Below are 16,945 nucleotides of genomic sequence, written 5' to 3'. Positions count from 1 at the left end.
CCCGGGAACAGCCGAAGGAAGCCGCGGAAGAAAAAATACATTATTTCATATTGACTTTTCCGAAACCTATGTGATAAAATCTCACCGTTGCGAAAATAGCATAGAGACTTTAGGTAAGAATTGGAAACGACACATGTGCGCACTGCTCACTGATTAACGAACAACACACATGTGTCTTTTTGCGCCCATTTTTAGAAAAGGAGGGCATCCAATTATGCCGAAAACAAGATTACAGAACATTATTTTTACCCTGATCATGGCATTCGTTATGGTATACGCTATGGTCTGCTACAACATCGCACTGGACAAGGGAGGAATGACCAACGAGATCTTCCTGTTAGCGTTCCACGAGATTCCCATTATGTGGCCCATTGCCTGCATTCTGGAGTATTTCGCAGTGGAAAAGCTGTCCCGGAAGCTGGCATTCCGCATGGTATCCCCGGAGGATAAGCCCGTTTTCATTACTTTAGCGATCTCTTCCATGATCGTATGCCTGATGTGCCCGGTGATGAGCTTTATCGCCACCTGCCTCTTCATGCACCCCGGCAACCAGATCATCGCCCTGTGGCTGCAGAAGACCGTCCAGAACTTCCCCATGGCGCTGTGCTGGCAGATCTTTTTCGCAGGCCCCGGAGTGCGGAATGTCTTTGGATTTGTTGTGGGAAAAATGGGCGGTGGAATTTAAATAAAAAATTTAGGATTTATATTGGATAGAAAAAGTATAATTGACTATCATCTGTGAGTGTGCTAACATGAGCAAATAAAGAGACAACGAAGTCCGTGGAAACGGAAAGCGTTGTCTCTTTTATTTTGTAGAAAAAGTCAGGAAATTACGAGGTGAAACTTATGAGTGAGCAGGAAAAGAAGCAAAATACAGTTGCAGAGGTGTTAGTAAAATGTCTGGAAAACGAGGGCGTGAAATATGTCTTCGGGATTCCGGGGGAGGAAAATCTGGATATGATGAATGCACTGGAAAAATCGGACATCCGGGTGATCGTGGTGCGGCATGAACAGGGAGCGGCATTCATGGCTGATATGTACGGAAGACTGACGGGAAAAGCAGGTGTGTGTTTCTCAACGTTGGGCCCCGGTGCCACGAACCTGATCACAGGCACGGCAGATGCTAATTCCGACGGTGCACCGCTGATTGCCATTACCGGACAGGTGGGAACGGAGCGGATGCATTTGACTTCTCATCAGTATCTGGATCTGGTAGAGCTGTTTGCACCAATCACCAAGCGGAGCAAACAGATCGTGAACCCCAATTCCGTCAATGAAATCGTCAGGATCGCTTTTAAATATGCGGAGAGTGAGAAGCCGGGAGCCTGTCATGTGGATCTTCCCACGAACGTGGCGAAGCTTCCGGTCAGCTCCGGTATTGCCGCACGGCCTTTGAAAAAGCCGGAGAGGGATAAGGAGTACGCATCCTTTTCCAGTATCGATCAGGCGGCGGCCATGATCTTCAAGGCAAAGCACCCGGTGATCCTGGTGGGACACAGTGCGGTGCGCAATCACGCCGGGGAGGCTCTTACCAGCTTCGCAGATGTCCTGAAGATCCCGGTGGTCAATACTATGATGGCCAAAGGCATCATTCCTTATAACAACAAATATTCCCTCTGGACCATAGGCATCCCCCAGAAGGATTACCAGAACAAGGTGCTGGATATGGCAGATCTGGTGATCGCCGTCGGTTATGATATTGTGGAATTTGCTCCCGGCAAATGGAACGGAGAGGGGAAACATAAGATTATTCATATCGACCAGAGGCCGGCGCATATCAACATGCTGTACCAGCCGGAGGTGGAAGTTGTCGGAGACATTTCCTATTCTTTACAGCAGATCCTGTACCGCAGTGACGCAAAAGAGGAGCCGGAAGAATTTCTCAAACTGCGGGAAGAAATGGTGGCGGAATATGAAAGCTATGCAGATGCCACCTCTTTTCCCATGAAGCCACAGAAAATACTGTACGATGTCCGTAAATTTATGGGTGCGGATGACATCGTGATCTCGGATGTGGGCGCTCATAAAATGTGGATTGCCAGAGAGTACAACTGTTACGAACCCAATACCTGCATCATCTCCAACGGTTTTGCCACCATGGGCATCGCAGTGCCGGGGGCTGTGGCAGCCAAGTTGATCTACCCGGAGAAAAAGGTACTGGCGATCTCCGGAGACGGCGGATTCATGATGAATAGCCAGGAGTATGAGACAGCCCTCAGAGAGGGGACACCCATTGTGACTCTGATCTTCTCCGATGCCAGCTATGGTCTGATCAAATGGAAGCAGATGGATCACTTCGGACACAACTGCTTTGTGGATTTCCAGAATCCCGATTTTGTGAAATATGCGGAAAGCATGCATGCCAAAGGCTACCGCGTGGAGAAGGCGGAAGACCTGCTGCCGATCCTGGAGGATGCCTTTCAGCAGAAGGTCCCCTGCATCATCGACTGTCCTGTGGACTACGGCGAAAATACCAAGCTCTCGGAGTACCTGCATGATAAGTTTGAGAAGTAGAGTTTTAACTAGAGAGTTACGAAAGCATAGCCGCGCATAGGCATAGTGAAGACAGCGATGGGCGCTCGTGCACAATTCGCTGTCTTTACTTATGCCGAGATGTGGCAAACGCCGCGATATGAAATAAGATTGGCAGCGTTCTTTGCTGACAATCTTATGAATAGCGTGGCTCATTGCGGATGGTAGTTTCAAATCCACGAACGTCCACAGCAAACGGAACATCCTTCCACGGTGGGCATCGCGGCATTTATTATAGCCTACGTTACGAAATGCCCTGTAATCTACGTTTTTTCTCTGTTGAGCCCCGGAAGTTTGTGACAAGCGGGGCGTAATCCATGTTTTTTCTCTGTTGAGCCCCGGAAGTTTGCGACAAGCGGGGCGTAATCCATGTTTTTTCTCTGTTGAGCCCCGGAAGTTTGCGACAAGCGGGGCGTAATTCGTGTTTTTCCTCTGCTGAGCCCCGGAAGTTTGCGACAAGCGGGGCGTAATCCATGTTTTTTCTCTGTTGAGCCCCGGAAGTTTCCGACAGGCGGGGCGTAATCCGTGTTTTTTCTCTGTTGAGCCCCGGAAGTTTCCGACAAGCGGGGCGTAATCCATGTTTTTTCTCTGTTGAGCCCCGGAAGTTTCCGACAAGCGGGGCGTAATCTACATTTTTCTTCTACTATGTCCCGAAGATAAACCCCTCCGCAATGAGCCACGCTATTCATAAGATTGTCAGCATAAAACGCTGCCAATCTTATTTCATATCACGGCGTTCGCCGCATCTCGGCATAAGTAAAGACAGCGAATCATGCGCGAGCGCCCATCGCTGTCTTCACTATGCCTATGCGCGGCTCATTGCTCGCGTAACTTTCCATTTACAGTGTAATATTATCCACCTTTTTCCATTCGAAAAAAATCCCCCTTTTTGAAAATTTGCTATCTGTTGCCTGATGGAAACTAATGGTAGAATTCAATTATCAAATAAAACAGACGGCCGTCAGTGATAATGATAAATACAAAAAACAATATTTACCTATTGGGAGGACGAGTGTATGAAGCGTAAATTATTATCTACCGTACTTGCGGTAACCATGGCAGTATCCAGGCTGACCGGATGTGGACAGAGCGGAACAAATGAAGCAACAGGAGCAGGCGCTGCAACGACAGATGCCAAAACAGAGACCTATCGTGTCCGGATTCCTATAGACAGCTGCGATTTTTCCCTGGCGCATTACGAAGCAGACGGGGAAGAGGCGGATGAGAATTTTGAACACTTTTCTTTTGAAAGAGTGGAAAAATACATTCTGCCACTGCTGGATGCGGCGGAGAAAGCTTACGTCGGGAAGCTGGATATCCTCCTGTCCCCCCTGAAGTCCGCCGGTCTACATGAAGACCAATGGAGAGCGGAACAACGGCGGCAAATTAAAGCCGGAATACCGGAAGCGCTGGGCAGAGTATATCTGCCGTTACATTGAGGAATACCGCAGCCGCGGGCACCTGTGGCATTTTACACATTTCCTAAAAGCGGGAGCACAGCGGATCGGTGTTACCAGATACACAGATAAGATCGAGGTGACGGCGTTTGAAAAGGACGGGCGGATCACGGTGGTGCTTTTAAACCGGACGGAGGAAGAGATTCCGGTGTATCTGCGGCTGGGAGAGTACTGTGCGGAACTGACATCAAAGGCAAAGTCCATTATGACGGCGGAGATCGAAAAATAAGAAAATCGATATAGGCAATTATGAAAAAGACAGCGGGAACCGGGAGCGGAACCCACTGTTTTTGCGTATACGTCCGGGGAGCAGGTTGACAGAACGGTGGAAACCGTAGTATTTTGAAACAGACCACTGTGGATAACAGGGCAAGTGAAAAATGTAGGCAGAAGAAAAGTAAGTTACGACAGAAGAATGAGGATACAGATATATGAAAATCTATTTGGTAAGACACGGGGAGACAGACTGGAACCAGGCGGGGCGGCTGCAGGGACAGACGGATATTGACCTGGATGCTCAAGGTTTTGCGCAGGCGGCGGAAGCGGCAGAGAGATTAAAGGAAGTTCCTTTTGAAATCGCGTTTTGTTCCCCGCTGATCCGTGCAAGACATACGGCAGAGACCATTGTGGGCGAGAGGAAAATTACGCTGACCACAGACGAAAGACTCCGGGAACTCAATTTCGGACCATGGGAAGGGACCGATGTCCGTAAAATCCGGGAGGGGGCCAACAGTCCGTTTACGGATCCGGGGAGCTATCTCCCGCCCGAGGGAGCGGAAAGTTTTGCCCAGTTGTATGCCAGAAGCGGCGAGTTCGTGAAGCAGGTGTTGCTGCCGTTGGAGGGAACTTATGAAACAGTGCTGGTGGTAGCTCATGGAGCATTGAATCGCAGTATCCTGAATGCGGTGTTGGATATTCCGGTCAGCGACTTCTGGCATTTCCATATGGGCAACTGTGCTACTGCGATTCTGGAATGCCGGGAAGGAAAGCTGTCTCTGTTGGAATATCAGGACAGTGAAAGTGTAAATACGAAGAGCAAACTGCTGTAAGTTCCGGATACAGAGCTTGCAGACTGCTGAAAGGTGAGAGGTTAAGAATGCACATAGACAGAGAAGACATGCTGGAACTGACCAGAAGAATGACCGTGTCCCGCAACTGTTTTTCCAGAATTGCAGGAGCCTATATGGACGAAGAAGGGTTTATTGACGGTACTTTTAATACTCATTTTCTGAAGTTGTCCGGAAGCGAAAAAGAGAAAAATCTGAATATTGCCAAGACGGTACCTTATTCCAATACCAATGTGAATCTGAAAAATTACCGGCTGGATCAGGGAGCCCGGAAACCGGGCAGCATTATGCAGTTATTGGAGGCATTACGGCAGTGCGAACTGAAAAATGATGCATTATTGTACTCCCTCTATGAATATATTGGGGAGAGATACCAGCCGGGATATCCTTATGCCGTTTATCTTTTCTTCGGCAGCTACGATGTACCCACCAAGGGAAAAGACAAAGAGAACCAGTGGGAGTCCGAGGAAGTCTATCAGTTTCTCATCGGCACGATCAGTCCGGTGACCGGAGACTACGAGGCCGGAAAACCGGAGGCGGGATTTTTGTACCCTGCCTTTGCCAACCACAGCACAGACATTGACGGTATCAATATCTATCAGGCGGAGGAAGGGGCACAGTTATTTGCAAAAATACTGGGCGTACAGGCTTGACAGAAAGGCATTTCTTCCCTATAATACGCTCTGGAACAAAATGAATAACCGGTCATAAAACCCGTAAGGGAGTGGATTTTTCAAGATATCGATCTTATTTTCGCCACACAGCAGGAATGTTGTGTGGCGTTTGTTGTTTAAGGAGAGGAAAAATGAACCAGACTTATATGAAAGAAAAGAAGATATTCCCGTTGGTCATGTCCATGGCACTTCCCATGATGCTGTCCATGGCATTTAATTCCCTCTATAACATTGTAGACAGTTATTTCGTGGCGAAGCTCAGTGAAGATGCCATGACGGCATTGTCTTTAGTCTATCCGGCACAGAACTTGTTGACGGCGGTGGCAGTGGGCTTCGGTGTGGGTGTGAATGCCATGATCTCCTTCTATCTGGGAGCACAGAATCAGGAAAAAGCGGATAAGACGGCAACCCAGGGCATGGTGCTGGGAGTATTGCACGGCGTACTGCTTATGATCTTATTCCTCTGCGGCATGAACTGGTTCTTAGGGATGTTTACGAAGAGCGATACCGTGCGGGCACTGGGCATGGAATATTCCAATGTGGTATTCCTGTTCTCCACCATTGTCACCGGAGGTATCACGTTAGAGAAAATCTTTCAGGCGGTGGGCCGGATGCGTGCCACCATGGTCAGTATGATCGCCGGATTTGTGACGAATATTGTGTTGGATCCGTTGTTGATCTTCGGTATCGGACCGTTTCCCCGGATGGAGATCGCCGGAGCGGCTCTGGCTACCGGAATCGGTCAGGTGATCACGTTATTAGTATATATCATCTATTATGTGTTGGATCCGTTGCCGGTAAAATTGCGCAGAACTTATCTGCGACCGGAAGGAGAGATCTGTGGCAAGACCTACGGCATCGGCATTCCGGCTACGCTGAATATGGCACTGCCGTCTCTGTTGATTTCCGCACTGAACGGTATTCTGGCGGCTTATTCGGGTGCGTATGTGCTGGTACTGGGCGTTTATTACAAGCTGCAGACCTTTATCTATCTGCCCTCCAATGGCATCATTCAGGGCATCCGGCCGCTGATTGGTTACAATTACGGTGCCGGAGAGCGGAAGCGTGTGGAGCAGATCTACCGGTTGACGCTGGAACTGACTGCCGGGATCATGGCTATCGGCACGGCATTGTGCTGGCTGATCCCCGGAGGACTGATCGGACTGTTCACCGAGAATCCGGAGACTGTTACCATCGGTATTACAGCACTGCACATCATCAGTCTGGGCTTTATTCTGTCCGCTGTGTCGGTGACCAGCTCCGGCGCACTGGAGGCGCTGGGACAGGGCATGGCTTCCCTGGTGATCTCCGTGATGCGGTATGTGGCGGTGATCATTCCTGCGGCATTTGTGCTGAGCCGCCTGATCGGCGTCACCGGTGTGTGGGGGGCATTTGTCTGCACGGAGAGCGTGACTGCGGTGGTGGCGTATGTGTTGTACCACAGGGTGTGGAAGAGAGCGTAAGAGGCGAGTACCGTTCACATTCGCGGCCGTTCACCCCGCGCCATTCGTACCCGTGGTCGTTCACCCCGCGCCATTCGTACCCGTGGTCGTTCACCCCGCGCCATTCGTACCCGCGGCCGTTCACCCCGCGCCATTCGCAAAATCGCCTCTTCGAGGCTTTCCGCTGCTACGCAGCTGCCTTTTGCTCATGAGATGGCGCTCCCCTCGTCGATTTGCACAGAGCCGGCTCCTTACGCAAGCGTAAAGCCGTCTCCGCACAAATCGACGGGTGAACTGATGTATACACAATATCTTGTATCCTTTAATTGACTTCCCCTACAAAGTATTGTAGAATAGACCGTGATAGGTTTTACGGGCGAAAGCCCATGGGGACACGAAGGTAAGGGGGTACATAAGATGTTTCAGGTAATCAAACGAGATGGTTCCAAAGCGGACTTTACACTGACGAAGATCAATGATGCCATTATGAAGGCTTTTACTGCGACGCAGATGAGCTACAATAATGACATTATTGATCTTCTTGCGTTACGGGTAACTGCGGATTTCCAGAAAAAGGTGGAGAATGACGAGATCCACGTGGAAGACATTCAGGACAGTGTGGAGCGTGTACTGGGACAGGCCGGCTATGAAGAGGTGGCGAAAGCGTATATTCTGTACCGCAAGCAGCGGGAGAAAATGCGTGCCATGAAGTCTACCATTCTGGACTACAAGGATGTGGTCAACAGTTATGTCAAGGTGGAAGACTGGCGTGTGAAAGAGAACTCCACGGTGACCTATTCCGTAGGTGGTCTGATCTTAAGCAACTCGGGTGCGGTGACGGCGAACTACTGGCTGTCTGAAATCTATGATGAAGAGATTGCAGAGGCACATCGGAATGCGGATATCCATATCCATGATCTGTCCATGCTGACCGGCTACTGTGCCGGATGGTCCTTAAAGCAGCTGATCAAGGAAGGACTGGGCGGCATCACCGGCAAGATTACTTCTGCTCCGGCGAGACACTTATCCGTGCTATGCAACCAGATGGTAAATTTCCTGGGGATCATGCAGAACGAATGGGCGGGAGCACAGGCATTTTCTTCCTTTGATACCTATCTTGCCCCATTTGTAAAGGTAGATAATTTAAGCTATCCCGAAGTGAAAAAATGCATCGAGGCATTTATTTACGGTGTCAACACCCCCAGCCGCTGGGGCACACAGGCTCCTTTTTCCAATATCACGCTAGACTGGACGGTGCCCGATGATCTGGCAGAGCTGCCGGCGCTGGTAGGTGGTGTGGAGATGGATTTCAAATATAAGGATTGTAAAAAGGAAATGGACATGGTCAACAAGGCGTTTATCGAGACCATGATCGAGGGCGATTCCAACGGCCGTGGTTTCCAGTATCCGATCCCGACTTATTCCATCACAAAGGATTTTGACTGGTCCGACACCGAGAACAACAGACTGTTATTCGAGATGACCGCAAAATACGGTACACCGTATTTTTCCAATTATATCAATTCTGACATGCAGCCCAGTGATGTCCGCAGTATGTGCTGCCGACTGCGTCTGGATCTGCGGGAACTGCGCAAGAAGACCGGAGGATTCTTCGGTTCCGGCGAGAGCACCGGAAGCGTGGGCGTTGTCACCATCAATATGCCCAGAATCGCATATCTGTCTGCCAACAAGGACGAGTTTTACGCAAGACTGAACCACATGATGGACATTGCAGCCAGATCCCTGAAGATCAAGCGCGGTGTCATTACGAAGCTGCTGAACGAGGGACTGTATCCCTATACCAAGCGGTATCTGGGAACCTTTGAGAATCATTTTTCCACCATCGGTCTGATCGGTATGAATGAAGTGGGCTTAAATGCCAACTGGCTGAGAGCGGATATGAGCGATCCCAGGACCCAGGAGTTCACCAAGGAAGTACTAAACCATATGAGAGAGCGTCTGGCGGATTATCAGGAGCAGTACGGAGACCTCTACAATCTGGAGGCAACCCCTGCGGAGAGTACCACGTACCGTCTGGCAAAGCACGACAGAAAGCGCTGGCCCGGCATCAAGACGGCCGGAAAGCCCGGAGATACCCCTTATTATACGAATTCCTCCCATCTGCCGGTGGACTATACCGTGGATATTTTCGATGCACTGGATATTCAGGATGAATTGCAGACCCTGTATACTTCCGGCACAGTGTTCCATGCATTCCTGGGAGAAAAGCTTCCCGACTGGAAGGCAGCGGCTTCTCTGGTACGCACCATAGCTTCCAATTACAAGCTGCCCTATTACACCCTGTCTCCGACTTATTCCATCTGTAAGGAGCATGGTTATCTGGCGGGCGAAGTGAAGGTATGTCCTCACTGTGGGGCGAAGACCGAGGTCTATAGCCGTATCACCGGTTACTATCGTCCGGTACAGAACTGGAATGATGGTAAGCTACAGGAATACGCCAACAGAACAGAGTATGATATTGCACATTCTTCCCTGAAGCGTCCCACCAGAAGCGTGGTGACCTTGTCCAATTTTGCAGAAGAGGTGGATGTAAAAGTGGAGCAGCCGCAGAACATCAAGTATCTGTTCACCACCAAGACCTGTCCCAACTGTAAGCTGGTGAAGGAATATCTGAAAAATGTACCCTACGTGACCATCGATGCGGAGGAGAATATGGAGCTGGCAAGACGTTACGGTGTAATGCAGGCACCGACTCTGGTGGTGGTAAACGGTGACAGCCATAAAAAGTATGTAAATGCTTCAAATATCAAGAAGTACGTTGACCAACTGACATTAGTTGGGGTAGAATAGAAACAGGTCAGGAGGCATCGCCCGAAGGCGGTGCCTTTTCTGCGGTTATTACAGATACACCGCAGAGGGAAATTTATACAATTGAGAAAATAAAATGCAATGAAAATGATTGCAGAACGGAGGAAATATGATCAACAAACTGATCACTCGAATCAAAGAAACCAACGCACCGATCGTGGTAGGACTGGATCCTATGATGAAATTCGTGCCGGAATATATTAAGAAAGCAGCATTCACCGAATACGGTGAGACACTGGAAGGTGCTGCAGAGGCCATCTGGCAGTACAATAAGGGGATTGTGGATGCTATTTATGATCTAGTACCCGCTGTGAAGCCTCAGGTGGCAATGTATGAGCAGTTCGGTATTCCCGGCATGGTGGCATTTAAGAAGACTGTGGATTATTGTAAGGAAAAAGGCCTGATCGTCATCGGCGATATCAAGCGCGGCGATATCGGATCCACTTCCGAAGCATACGCGGTAGGACATCTGGGCAAAGTACAGGTAGGCAGCAAGAGCTATTACGGTTTTGATGAAGATTTTGTAACCGTGAACCCTTATCTGGGATCCGACGGTGTAAATCCTTTTGTGAAGATCTGTAAGGAAGAGAAAAAAGGTATTTTCGTACTGGTGAAGACTTCCAATCCCAGCAGCGGCGAGTTCCAGGATCAGCTGGTGAACGGCAGACCTCTGTATGAGCTGGTAGGAGAAAAGGTAGCAGCCTGGGGAGCTGACTGTATGGGTGATTCCTACAGCTATGTAGGTGCTGTCGTAGGAGCGACCTATCCTGAGCAGGGCAAAGTACTGCGTAAGGTAATGCCCAAGGCATTTATTCTGGTGCCCGGTTACGGTGCACAGGGCGGTAAAGGCGCAGATCTGGTACATTTTTTCAATGAGGACGGACTGGGTGCCATTATCAACTCTTCCCGTGGCATCATTGCTGCATACCAGCAGGAGAAATACGCACAGTTTGGCGAGCAGAATTATGCAGATGCTTCCCGCGCGGCAGTACTGGATATGCGTGAAGATATCGCACAGGCGCTGGCAGCACGCTAGGCAGAAGACAGCTGCTATTCAGAGTCTCATTCGCAAAATCGTCTCTTTGAGACTTTACTTTTGGCTCTGAATAGTTATAAATGTATGGGGTGTCCGCAAGCGGACAGATGGGAGAACAGAGGATGAAAGAAAAGTTATATATTACCTTCCACTCGGAGGATGATATCAGACATTTTGTAGATACCTGCAATGAATGCGATGATGCAATCGATATCCGTATGCAGAAGACTGCCATGGATGCTAAGTCTCTTTTGGGAATGCTTTTGATGAAGACAGAGGAACCCCTTGAGATTGAATATGCCTGCTATGACGATGAAGATAACTACGAAGAATTCCAGCAGGCCATCCTGGAAAAATACGACGTAAAAGTCGTACAGGCTACGGAAAAGCAGGCAGCAGATAAAATTGTTTGAAAAAATTGAAAAATTCTATTGACATTTTCGCCCGCAGCAGTTACAATACATACTGTTGCAGGCGAAAACCTGTGAATGTACGTGTAGCTCAGCTGGATAGAGCGTCTGGCTACGGACCAGAAGGTCGTGGGTTCGAATCCTGTCACGTACATCGGAAGCCCCGGAGATGATATCTCCGGGGTTTTTATTTTGCATTTTAGAAAAGTTTTAGAAATACTTCCCGATCCGTATATTTACGTGGTACTTATGTCATGCTAAAATGATGATGTAAATGGAGGAAGTCGTGAAAGTATGAACAAACAGGAATTTGTGGACCGACTGCGGATGGCGCTGAATGGGCGTGTTTCTCCCGGTCTGGTCATGGATAATGTAAATTATTACCAGGATTATATAAATACAGAGATCCGCAAGGGCAGGACAGAAGAGGAAGTCTTAGAGAGCCTGGGAGATCCCAGACTGATCGCCCGCACAATCATTCAGACCAACGGTGGAGACAACCGTTCCGGCTACCGGAACACGGTCTACGGCAACGGAGAGTATCGGGAGGCTGCCGGACAGAATGTCCATCGTAGTTATACAGAGGAAGAGGATGGCTACGGAACACACCAGAGTAAGGTGGGAAATGTTCTGGCGAAGCTTCCGGGCTGGGTGTGGCTGATCCTTGGGATTCTGGTGGTAGTATTGATCTTCGGTGCGGTATTTTCCGTATTGTCTTTACTGGCACCGGTACTGATTCCGATTGTGGTAGTATTGTTCCTGGTGAAATTATTTCGGGACTGGCTTAACTAGCAACTATATAAATCAGCTATTCATAGTCCCTCGATTCGCAAAACGCCTCTGCGAGGCTTACTTTTTGCTCATTGAGGTTACTTCGTCAAATAAATATAATCGGAGTACCTTACAGATGCGAGCATCTGACGGTTGCTCCGATTATATTTATTGACTCTGAATAGTTCCAACGTAAAGAGCCACCAGGGGGAAGCTGGTGACTCTCATGAGGGGAGTATAAATAAATAATACATAAGGGTGCAAATAGAATCATGAAGGGGTTTCTATTTACAATTATGATTATAGTACTAATGATATAAAAATGCAAGAAGAAATTTAGTTCTAAAGTACCATAATTTTTGGGCATATTTTTGTGCGAAATAGACATACTACTCCTGTAACTAAAAAAGATATTTCCTATCAGGAGGTCACAAATATGTCTAACAATTATGAACAGAACAATCAGAACAAGTATAACAACTCTTATGACGAGAGCGAGAACAGTAAGAACTCCCAGAATAAGCAGAACAGCCAGAATCAGAATAAGAATCAGAGCAACAACAGGGAGCAGAACAAGAGCTGCTAATCGGGTGCATAATTTTCAGGGGCTGCCGTAAGGCAGCCCTATTTACATATTTTCAGAATCCATATATAATAACTTTATATGTGCAATAATTGATGACTAAGATCCGGAGGAACGAATGAGACGTTTTGAATTGATTGCTCCCTGCCATTTCGGTATGGAATCAGTATTAAAAAGAGAGATCACAGATCTGGGATATGATATTACAGAAGTGGCGGATGGTCGTGTCACCTTTTTCGGAGATGAGGAGGCTTTGTGCAGAGCAAATATTTTTTTGCGGACGGCAGAAAGAATCCTTATCAAAATCGGAAGTTTTCATGCGGAGACTTTTGAAGAACTGTTTCAGGGCACGAAAAATCTTCCCTGGGAAGAATACATTCCGAAGGACGGCAAATTCTGGGTGGCCAAGGCAGCTAGTGTAAAGTCCAAATTGTTCAGCCCCTCAGATATTCAGTCCATTATGAAAAAAGCAATGGTGGAGCGGCTGAAGGCCCAGTATGAGATCAGCTGGTTCCCTGAAGATGGAGAAAATTTCCCTGTCCGGGTATTCCTGATGAAGGATGAAGTGACCGTGGGACTGGACAGCACCGGAGAGTCCTTACATAAGAGAGGATATCGTAAGCTGACGGCAAAAGCCCCCATTGCGGAGAATCTGGCTGCTGCACTGATCGAACTGACTCCCTGGAATGCGGGCAGGATCCTGGTGGATCCCTTCTGCGGAAGCGGCACCTTCCCTATTGAGGCAGCCATGATGGCGGCCAATATGGCACCCGGCAGGAACCGCAGTTTTACGGCGGAAGAATGGCCCCATATCATAGGAAAAAAGGTATGGTATGATACAATGGATGAGGCGGAAGAGATGATCGATCTGTCAGTGGAGACAGATATTCAGGGCTATGATATTGACGAGGATATGGTGAAGATCGCCAGAGAAAATGCACGGATGGCGGGTGTGGACAAGCTGATCCATTTCCAGCGTCGTGGTGTGGAAGAGCTTCATCACCCGAAGAAATACGGCTTTATTATCACCAATCCTCCCTATGGAGAGCGTTTGCAGGATAAGAGCCAGATGCCGCAGTTGTACCGTACCATCGGAGAACGATTCCGGGAACTGGATTCCTGGAGTATGTATCTGATCACTGCCTATGAGCAGGCAGAGAAGGATATCGGCAGGAAAGCGGACAAGAACCGCAAGATCTACAACGGAATGATGAAGACTTATTATTATCAGTTTCTGGGACCGAAGCCTCCGAAGAGAAGAGACGTTTAGAAGAAATGAAAAATTTACTGCAGATCAGGGATCAACAACAGAATAGACGCATTACATTGATCCTCTGGCTCCTGCTGGGAAGTATGTCTATGGGCATCATGCTCTGGACGGCAGCGCATAAGACGGTGGTGATCTCCGCGTTAAGTCAGGAACAGGGCGGTCTGGTCACAGAGAATCAGGCGGAACGGTCCCATGAAATGCAGCTGGCCATGGCGGAAGACAGGAAGGCAGAACGGGAGATCTGTATACCATTGGAGACCGGTACGAAAGCGGAAAATGTAGTGGTGGAAAATCATTACATGGAAAGGGAACTCTGGATCTATGTGCAGAACGGCAGAAAATCTTTTTACCGGGAACATCAGCTTACCGGAGATTTCAGCCTGGTGGGAAACGGCATCTGTGAAGCACAGAACGAGGGCGTATTGCTTAGATTGTCCATGAAGGAGATCCTGGAGTATCACAGTACTCTGGAAGAGGGAACTCTGAAGATCGATTTTGTCAATCCCAGAGAATCTTACGACCGGATCGTAGTGCTGGATCCCGTGGGAGGCGGAAGGGACAGAGGCGTTGCCGATTCCGGATGTGAGGAGAAGAACATCGCTCTGGAGGTGGCAAGACAGACGGCACAGCTGTTGGAAGGAAGCATGGTAAAAATATATCTTACCCGTACAGAAGATACAGAGGTCGCACAGGAAGTAAGGCGTAGCTTCGCTGACTGGGTGGATGCAGATCTGTACCTGGAGATCGGACTGTCAGCAGATGATGCACAGGAGAGTACCTACGGCATCCGGGCAGAATACAATGATGAGTATTATCTGCCGGATTTCGGAAATGTACAATGGGCCGACTGCGTGACCAGACAAGTGACGGTGGCTTCCAGCAACCGGGCCATTGGATTGTTCCCGGCGGAGGAAGATGACATTCTGTGGCAGCTGAAGATCCCGGCAGCCAGAATTTCTCTCGGATATGTGACCAACAGCAGCGAGAGACAGCTGCTGGAACAGGAAAGCTATCAAAAAAAGCTGGCGGAAGGTATTGCAGAAGCTATTTCCGAGGTTTATACTAATACGCAATGATGACTATATAAGAACACAAATGCGGCAAGGAGTTAATATGCAGGGAAGAATCGTATTCGCGACCGGCAATGCCGGAAAAATCAAAGAAATCCGCATGATCATGGAGGATACCGGTCTGGAAGTCGTATCCATGAAAGATGCGGGCATTAAAGCAGATATTGAAGAAAACGGTAAGACCTACGAAGAGAATGCACTGATCAAGGCCCGTGCGGTGGCTGCTTTTACGAAAGATATCGTGATGGCGGATGACTCCGGACTGGAGATCGATGCCCTGAATAAGGAACCTGGAATCTATTCTGCCAGATATCTGGGAGAGGATACGCCGTATTCCATAAAAAATGCAAATCTGATCCAGAGACTGGAAGGAGTGCCGGAGGAAAAGCGTACTGCCAGATTCGTCTGTGCCATTGCAGCAGTGCTCCCGGACGGCAGAGAACTTACCACAAGAGCCACCATCGAAGGGCGGATCGGATATGAAGAGAAGGGGACCAACGGATTCGGTTACGATCCTATTTTTTACGTACCGGAATTCGGCAAGACTACGGCGGAGTTGACAGAAGAAGAGAAGAACCAGGTCAGTCACAGAGGTAAGGCATTGGAGCTGATGAAAGAGGAACTGAAGAAATATGAAGATACTGATCGTAAGTGATACCCATAAAAAGAATGAGAATTACTTCAAAGTACTGGAGATGCACCACCCGGACATGGTGATCCACTGCGGAGATGCGGAGGGCAGTGAATATGCACTTTCTTCTGCGGCAGAATGCCCGGTTTATATCGTTCTGGGCAACAATGACTTTTTCTCGGATCTCCCCAGAGAGATCACACTGGATATCGGATCCTACAAAGTATGGGTGACCCACGGACACAATTATTATGTATCCATGGGAAATGAGACTATCAAAAAAGAGGCCATTGACCGGGGCGTTGATATCGTGCTGTACGGACATACCCATCGGCCGGTGATCGATATTGATGATGACATCATTGCCGTGAACCCGGGAAGTCTGTCCTATCCGAGACAGGAGGGACGCCAGCCTTCCTATGCGATCATGGAGATTGACAGAAGGGGAAAGGTGCATTTTACGATTGCTTATCTTCGCCAGTAATGCTTCAAACTTCTCTCTTGACAGATAGAAAATTTCTGGGTTATAATAACATCTGCGTTGCGGAAATCCGCGATAACGCAGCTTCGGGGTGTGGCTCAGCTTGGCTAGAGCACCTGGTTTGGGACCAGGGGGTCGCAGGTTCGAATCCTGTCACCCCGACGTGTAACTTGGATTTTGTATTTATTTTTCAAAAAATTAATACAAAACTGTTGACAAATGATGTCGGATAAGTTACAATATGCTTCGTCGGTTCGCTGATGTAGATAACAGACAGATATGTGTTCGTAGCTCAGCTGGATAGAGCAACGGCCTTCTAAGCCGTGGGTCGGGGGTTCGAATCCCTTCGAGCACATTTGAGATAAGGAAGACTTTTGGTCATCACTGTCTCGCATGGTGGGTATAGCGCAGTTGGTTAGCGCGCCAGATTGTGGCTCTGGAGGCCAAGGGTTCGAATCCCTTTATCCACCTTTATTATGAGTGAAGTGTCGTAATGGCACGCTTGGTGTCATATTTATAGGGCTATCGCCAAGCGGTAAGGCACAGCACTTTGACTGCTGCATTCGCTGGTTCGAATCCAGCTAGCCCTGTTTTATTATGGGGTATTAGCTCAGTCGGTAGAGCACTTGACTTTTAATCAAGTTGTCGGGGGTTCGAATCCCCCATGCCTCACTTGTTTCTTTTATACAGCA

Annotated in this window: 16 protein-coding genes and 6 tRNA genes; all 22 read left to right on the top strand. The window is 48.6% G+C overall.

Annotated features, from left to right (window positions below; genetic code table 11):
* Positions 1-214: 214 nt before the first annotated feature.
* The 22 genes from OCV96_RS13525 (at position 215) to OCV96_RS13420 (ending at position 16,925) form a co-directional block, all read left to right on the top strand.
* Positions 215-685 carry a DUF2798 domain-containing protein gene (locus tag OCV96_RS13525; RefSeq protein ID WP_262594720.1) on the top strand — a complete coding sequence of 157 codons (471 nt, stop codon included), beginning with the start codon at positions 215-217 and terminating at the stop codon, positions 683-685.
* Between the two features lie 161 nt (positions 686-846).
* Complete coding sequence (locus OCV96_RS13520) at positions 847-2,514, top strand: acetolactate synthase large subunit (RefSeq protein WP_262594719.1); 1,668 nt, start codon at positions 847-849, stop codon at positions 2,512-2,514.
* A 1,034-nt stretch (positions 2,515-3,548) separates the two neighbouring features.
* Positions 3,549-3,971: a hypothetical protein gene (locus tag OCV96_RS13515; RefSeq protein ID WP_262594718.1), complete on the top strand. Its 423-nt coding sequence runs from the start codon at positions 3,549-3,551 to the stop codon at positions 3,969-3,971.
* Complete coding sequence (locus OCV96_RS13510) at positions 3,883-4,218, top strand: glycoside hydrolase family 30 beta sandwich domain-containing protein (RefSeq protein WP_207665419.1); 336 nt, start codon at positions 3,883-3,885, stop codon at positions 4,216-4,218. Before OCV96_RS13515 ends, OCV96_RS13510 begins: the two co-directional genes overlap by 89 nt.
* A gap of 202 nt (positions 4,219-4,420) precedes the next feature.
* A complete protein-coding gene (locus OCV96_RS13505) occupies positions 4,421-5,038 on the top strand; it encodes a histidine phosphatase family protein (protein ID WP_118537972.1) in 618 nt (205 codons plus the stop codon).
* Positions 5,039-5,085: 47 nt separating this feature from the next.
* A complete protein-coding gene (locus OCV96_RS13500; RefSeq protein ID WP_022312940.1) occupies positions 5,086-5,709 on the top strand; it encodes a DUF4317 family protein in 624 nt (207 codons plus the stop codon).
* Between the two features lie 152 nt (positions 5,710-5,861).
* Positions 5,862-7,193: an MATE family efflux transporter gene (locus OCV96_RS13495; protein ID WP_262594717.1), complete on the top strand. Its 1,332-nt coding sequence runs from the start codon at positions 5,862-5,864 to the stop codon at positions 7,191-7,193.
* A 396-nt stretch (positions 7,194-7,589) separates the two neighbouring features.
* Positions 7,590-9,983, top strand: a complete 2,394-nt coding sequence (locus tag OCV96_RS13490; RefSeq protein WP_262594716.1) for a ribonucleoside triphosphate reductase — start codon at positions 7,590-7,592, stop codon at positions 9,981-9,983.
* 127 nt (positions 9,984-10,110) lie between these two features.
* Positions 10,111-11,037, top strand: a complete 927-nt coding sequence (pyrF, locus tag OCV96_RS13485) for an orotidine-5'-phosphate decarboxylase (protein ID WP_022312039.1) — start codon at positions 10,111-10,113, stop codon at positions 11,035-11,037.
* Between the two features lie 122 nt (positions 11,038-11,159).
* Positions 11,160-11,450, top strand: a complete 291-nt coding sequence (locus tag OCV96_RS13480; protein ID WP_262594715.1) for a hypothetical protein — start codon at positions 11,160-11,162, stop codon at positions 11,448-11,450.
* 77 nt (positions 11,451-11,527) lie between these two features.
* Positions 11,528-11,601: transfer RNA gene (locus OCV96_RS13475), tRNA-Arg, on the top strand.
* A 140-nt stretch (positions 11,602-11,741) separates the two neighbouring features.
* Positions 11,742-12,239: a DUF1700 domain-containing protein gene (locus OCV96_RS13470; protein WP_262594714.1), complete on the top strand. Its 498-nt coding sequence runs from the start codon at positions 11,742-11,744 to the stop codon at positions 12,237-12,239.
* Positions 12,240-12,654: 415 nt separating this feature from the next.
* Positions 12,655-12,804, top strand: a complete 150-nt coding sequence (locus OCV96_RS13465) for a hypothetical protein (RefSeq protein WP_022312036.1) — start codon at positions 12,655-12,657, stop codon at positions 12,802-12,804.
* A 115-nt stretch (positions 12,805-12,919) separates the two neighbouring features.
* Complete coding sequence (locus OCV96_RS13460) at positions 12,920-14,071, top strand: THUMP domain-containing class I SAM-dependent RNA methyltransferase (protein ID WP_227063521.1); 1,152 nt, start codon at positions 12,920-12,922, stop codon at positions 14,069-14,071.
* Positions 14,072-14,076: 5 nt separating this feature from the next.
* Positions 14,077-15,147: an N-acetylmuramoyl-L-alanine amidase family protein gene (locus OCV96_RS13455; protein ID WP_022312034.1), complete on the top strand. Its 1,071-nt coding sequence runs from the start codon at positions 14,077-14,079 to the stop codon at positions 15,145-15,147.
* Positions 15,148-15,184: 37 nt separating this feature from the next.
* Complete coding sequence (locus OCV96_RS13450; protein ID WP_118503557.1) at positions 15,185-15,796, top strand: XTP/dITP diphosphatase; 612 nt, start codon at positions 15,185-15,187, stop codon at positions 15,794-15,796.
* Positions 15,774-16,256, top strand: a complete 483-nt coding sequence (locus OCV96_RS13445) for a metallophosphoesterase family protein (protein WP_022312032.1) — start codon at positions 15,774-15,776, stop codon at positions 16,254-16,256. The genes OCV96_RS13450 and OCV96_RS13445 overlap by 23 nt, the downstream gene beginning before the upstream one ends.
* Before the next feature lie 84 nt (positions 16,257-16,340).
* Positions 16,341-16,415, top strand: a tRNA-Pro gene (locus tag OCV96_RS13440).
* A 119-nt stretch (positions 16,416-16,534) separates the two neighbouring features.
* A tRNA-Arg gene (locus OCV96_RS13435) sits at positions 16,535-16,608 on the top strand.
* 41 nt (positions 16,609-16,649) lie between these two features.
* Positions 16,650-16,723, top strand: a tRNA-His gene (locus OCV96_RS13430).
* A 48-nt stretch (positions 16,724-16,771) separates the two neighbouring features.
* Positions 16,772-16,843, top strand: a tRNA-Gln gene (locus OCV96_RS13425).
* 9 nt (positions 16,844-16,852) lie between these two features.
* Positions 16,853-16,925 (top strand) — tRNA-Lys (locus tag OCV96_RS13420).
* Positions 16,926-16,945 lie beyond the last annotated feature (20 nt).

This window comes from Waltera acetigignens, assembly GCF_025567015.1.
In the GTDB taxonomy this organism is placed as follows: Bacteria; Bacillota; Clostridia; order Lachnospirales; family Lachnospiraceae; genus Acetatifactor; species Acetatifactor acetigignens.
The sequence above is the reverse complement of the archived record's forward strand: the minus strand, read 5'-3'. Positions and strand labels throughout refer to the sequence as shown.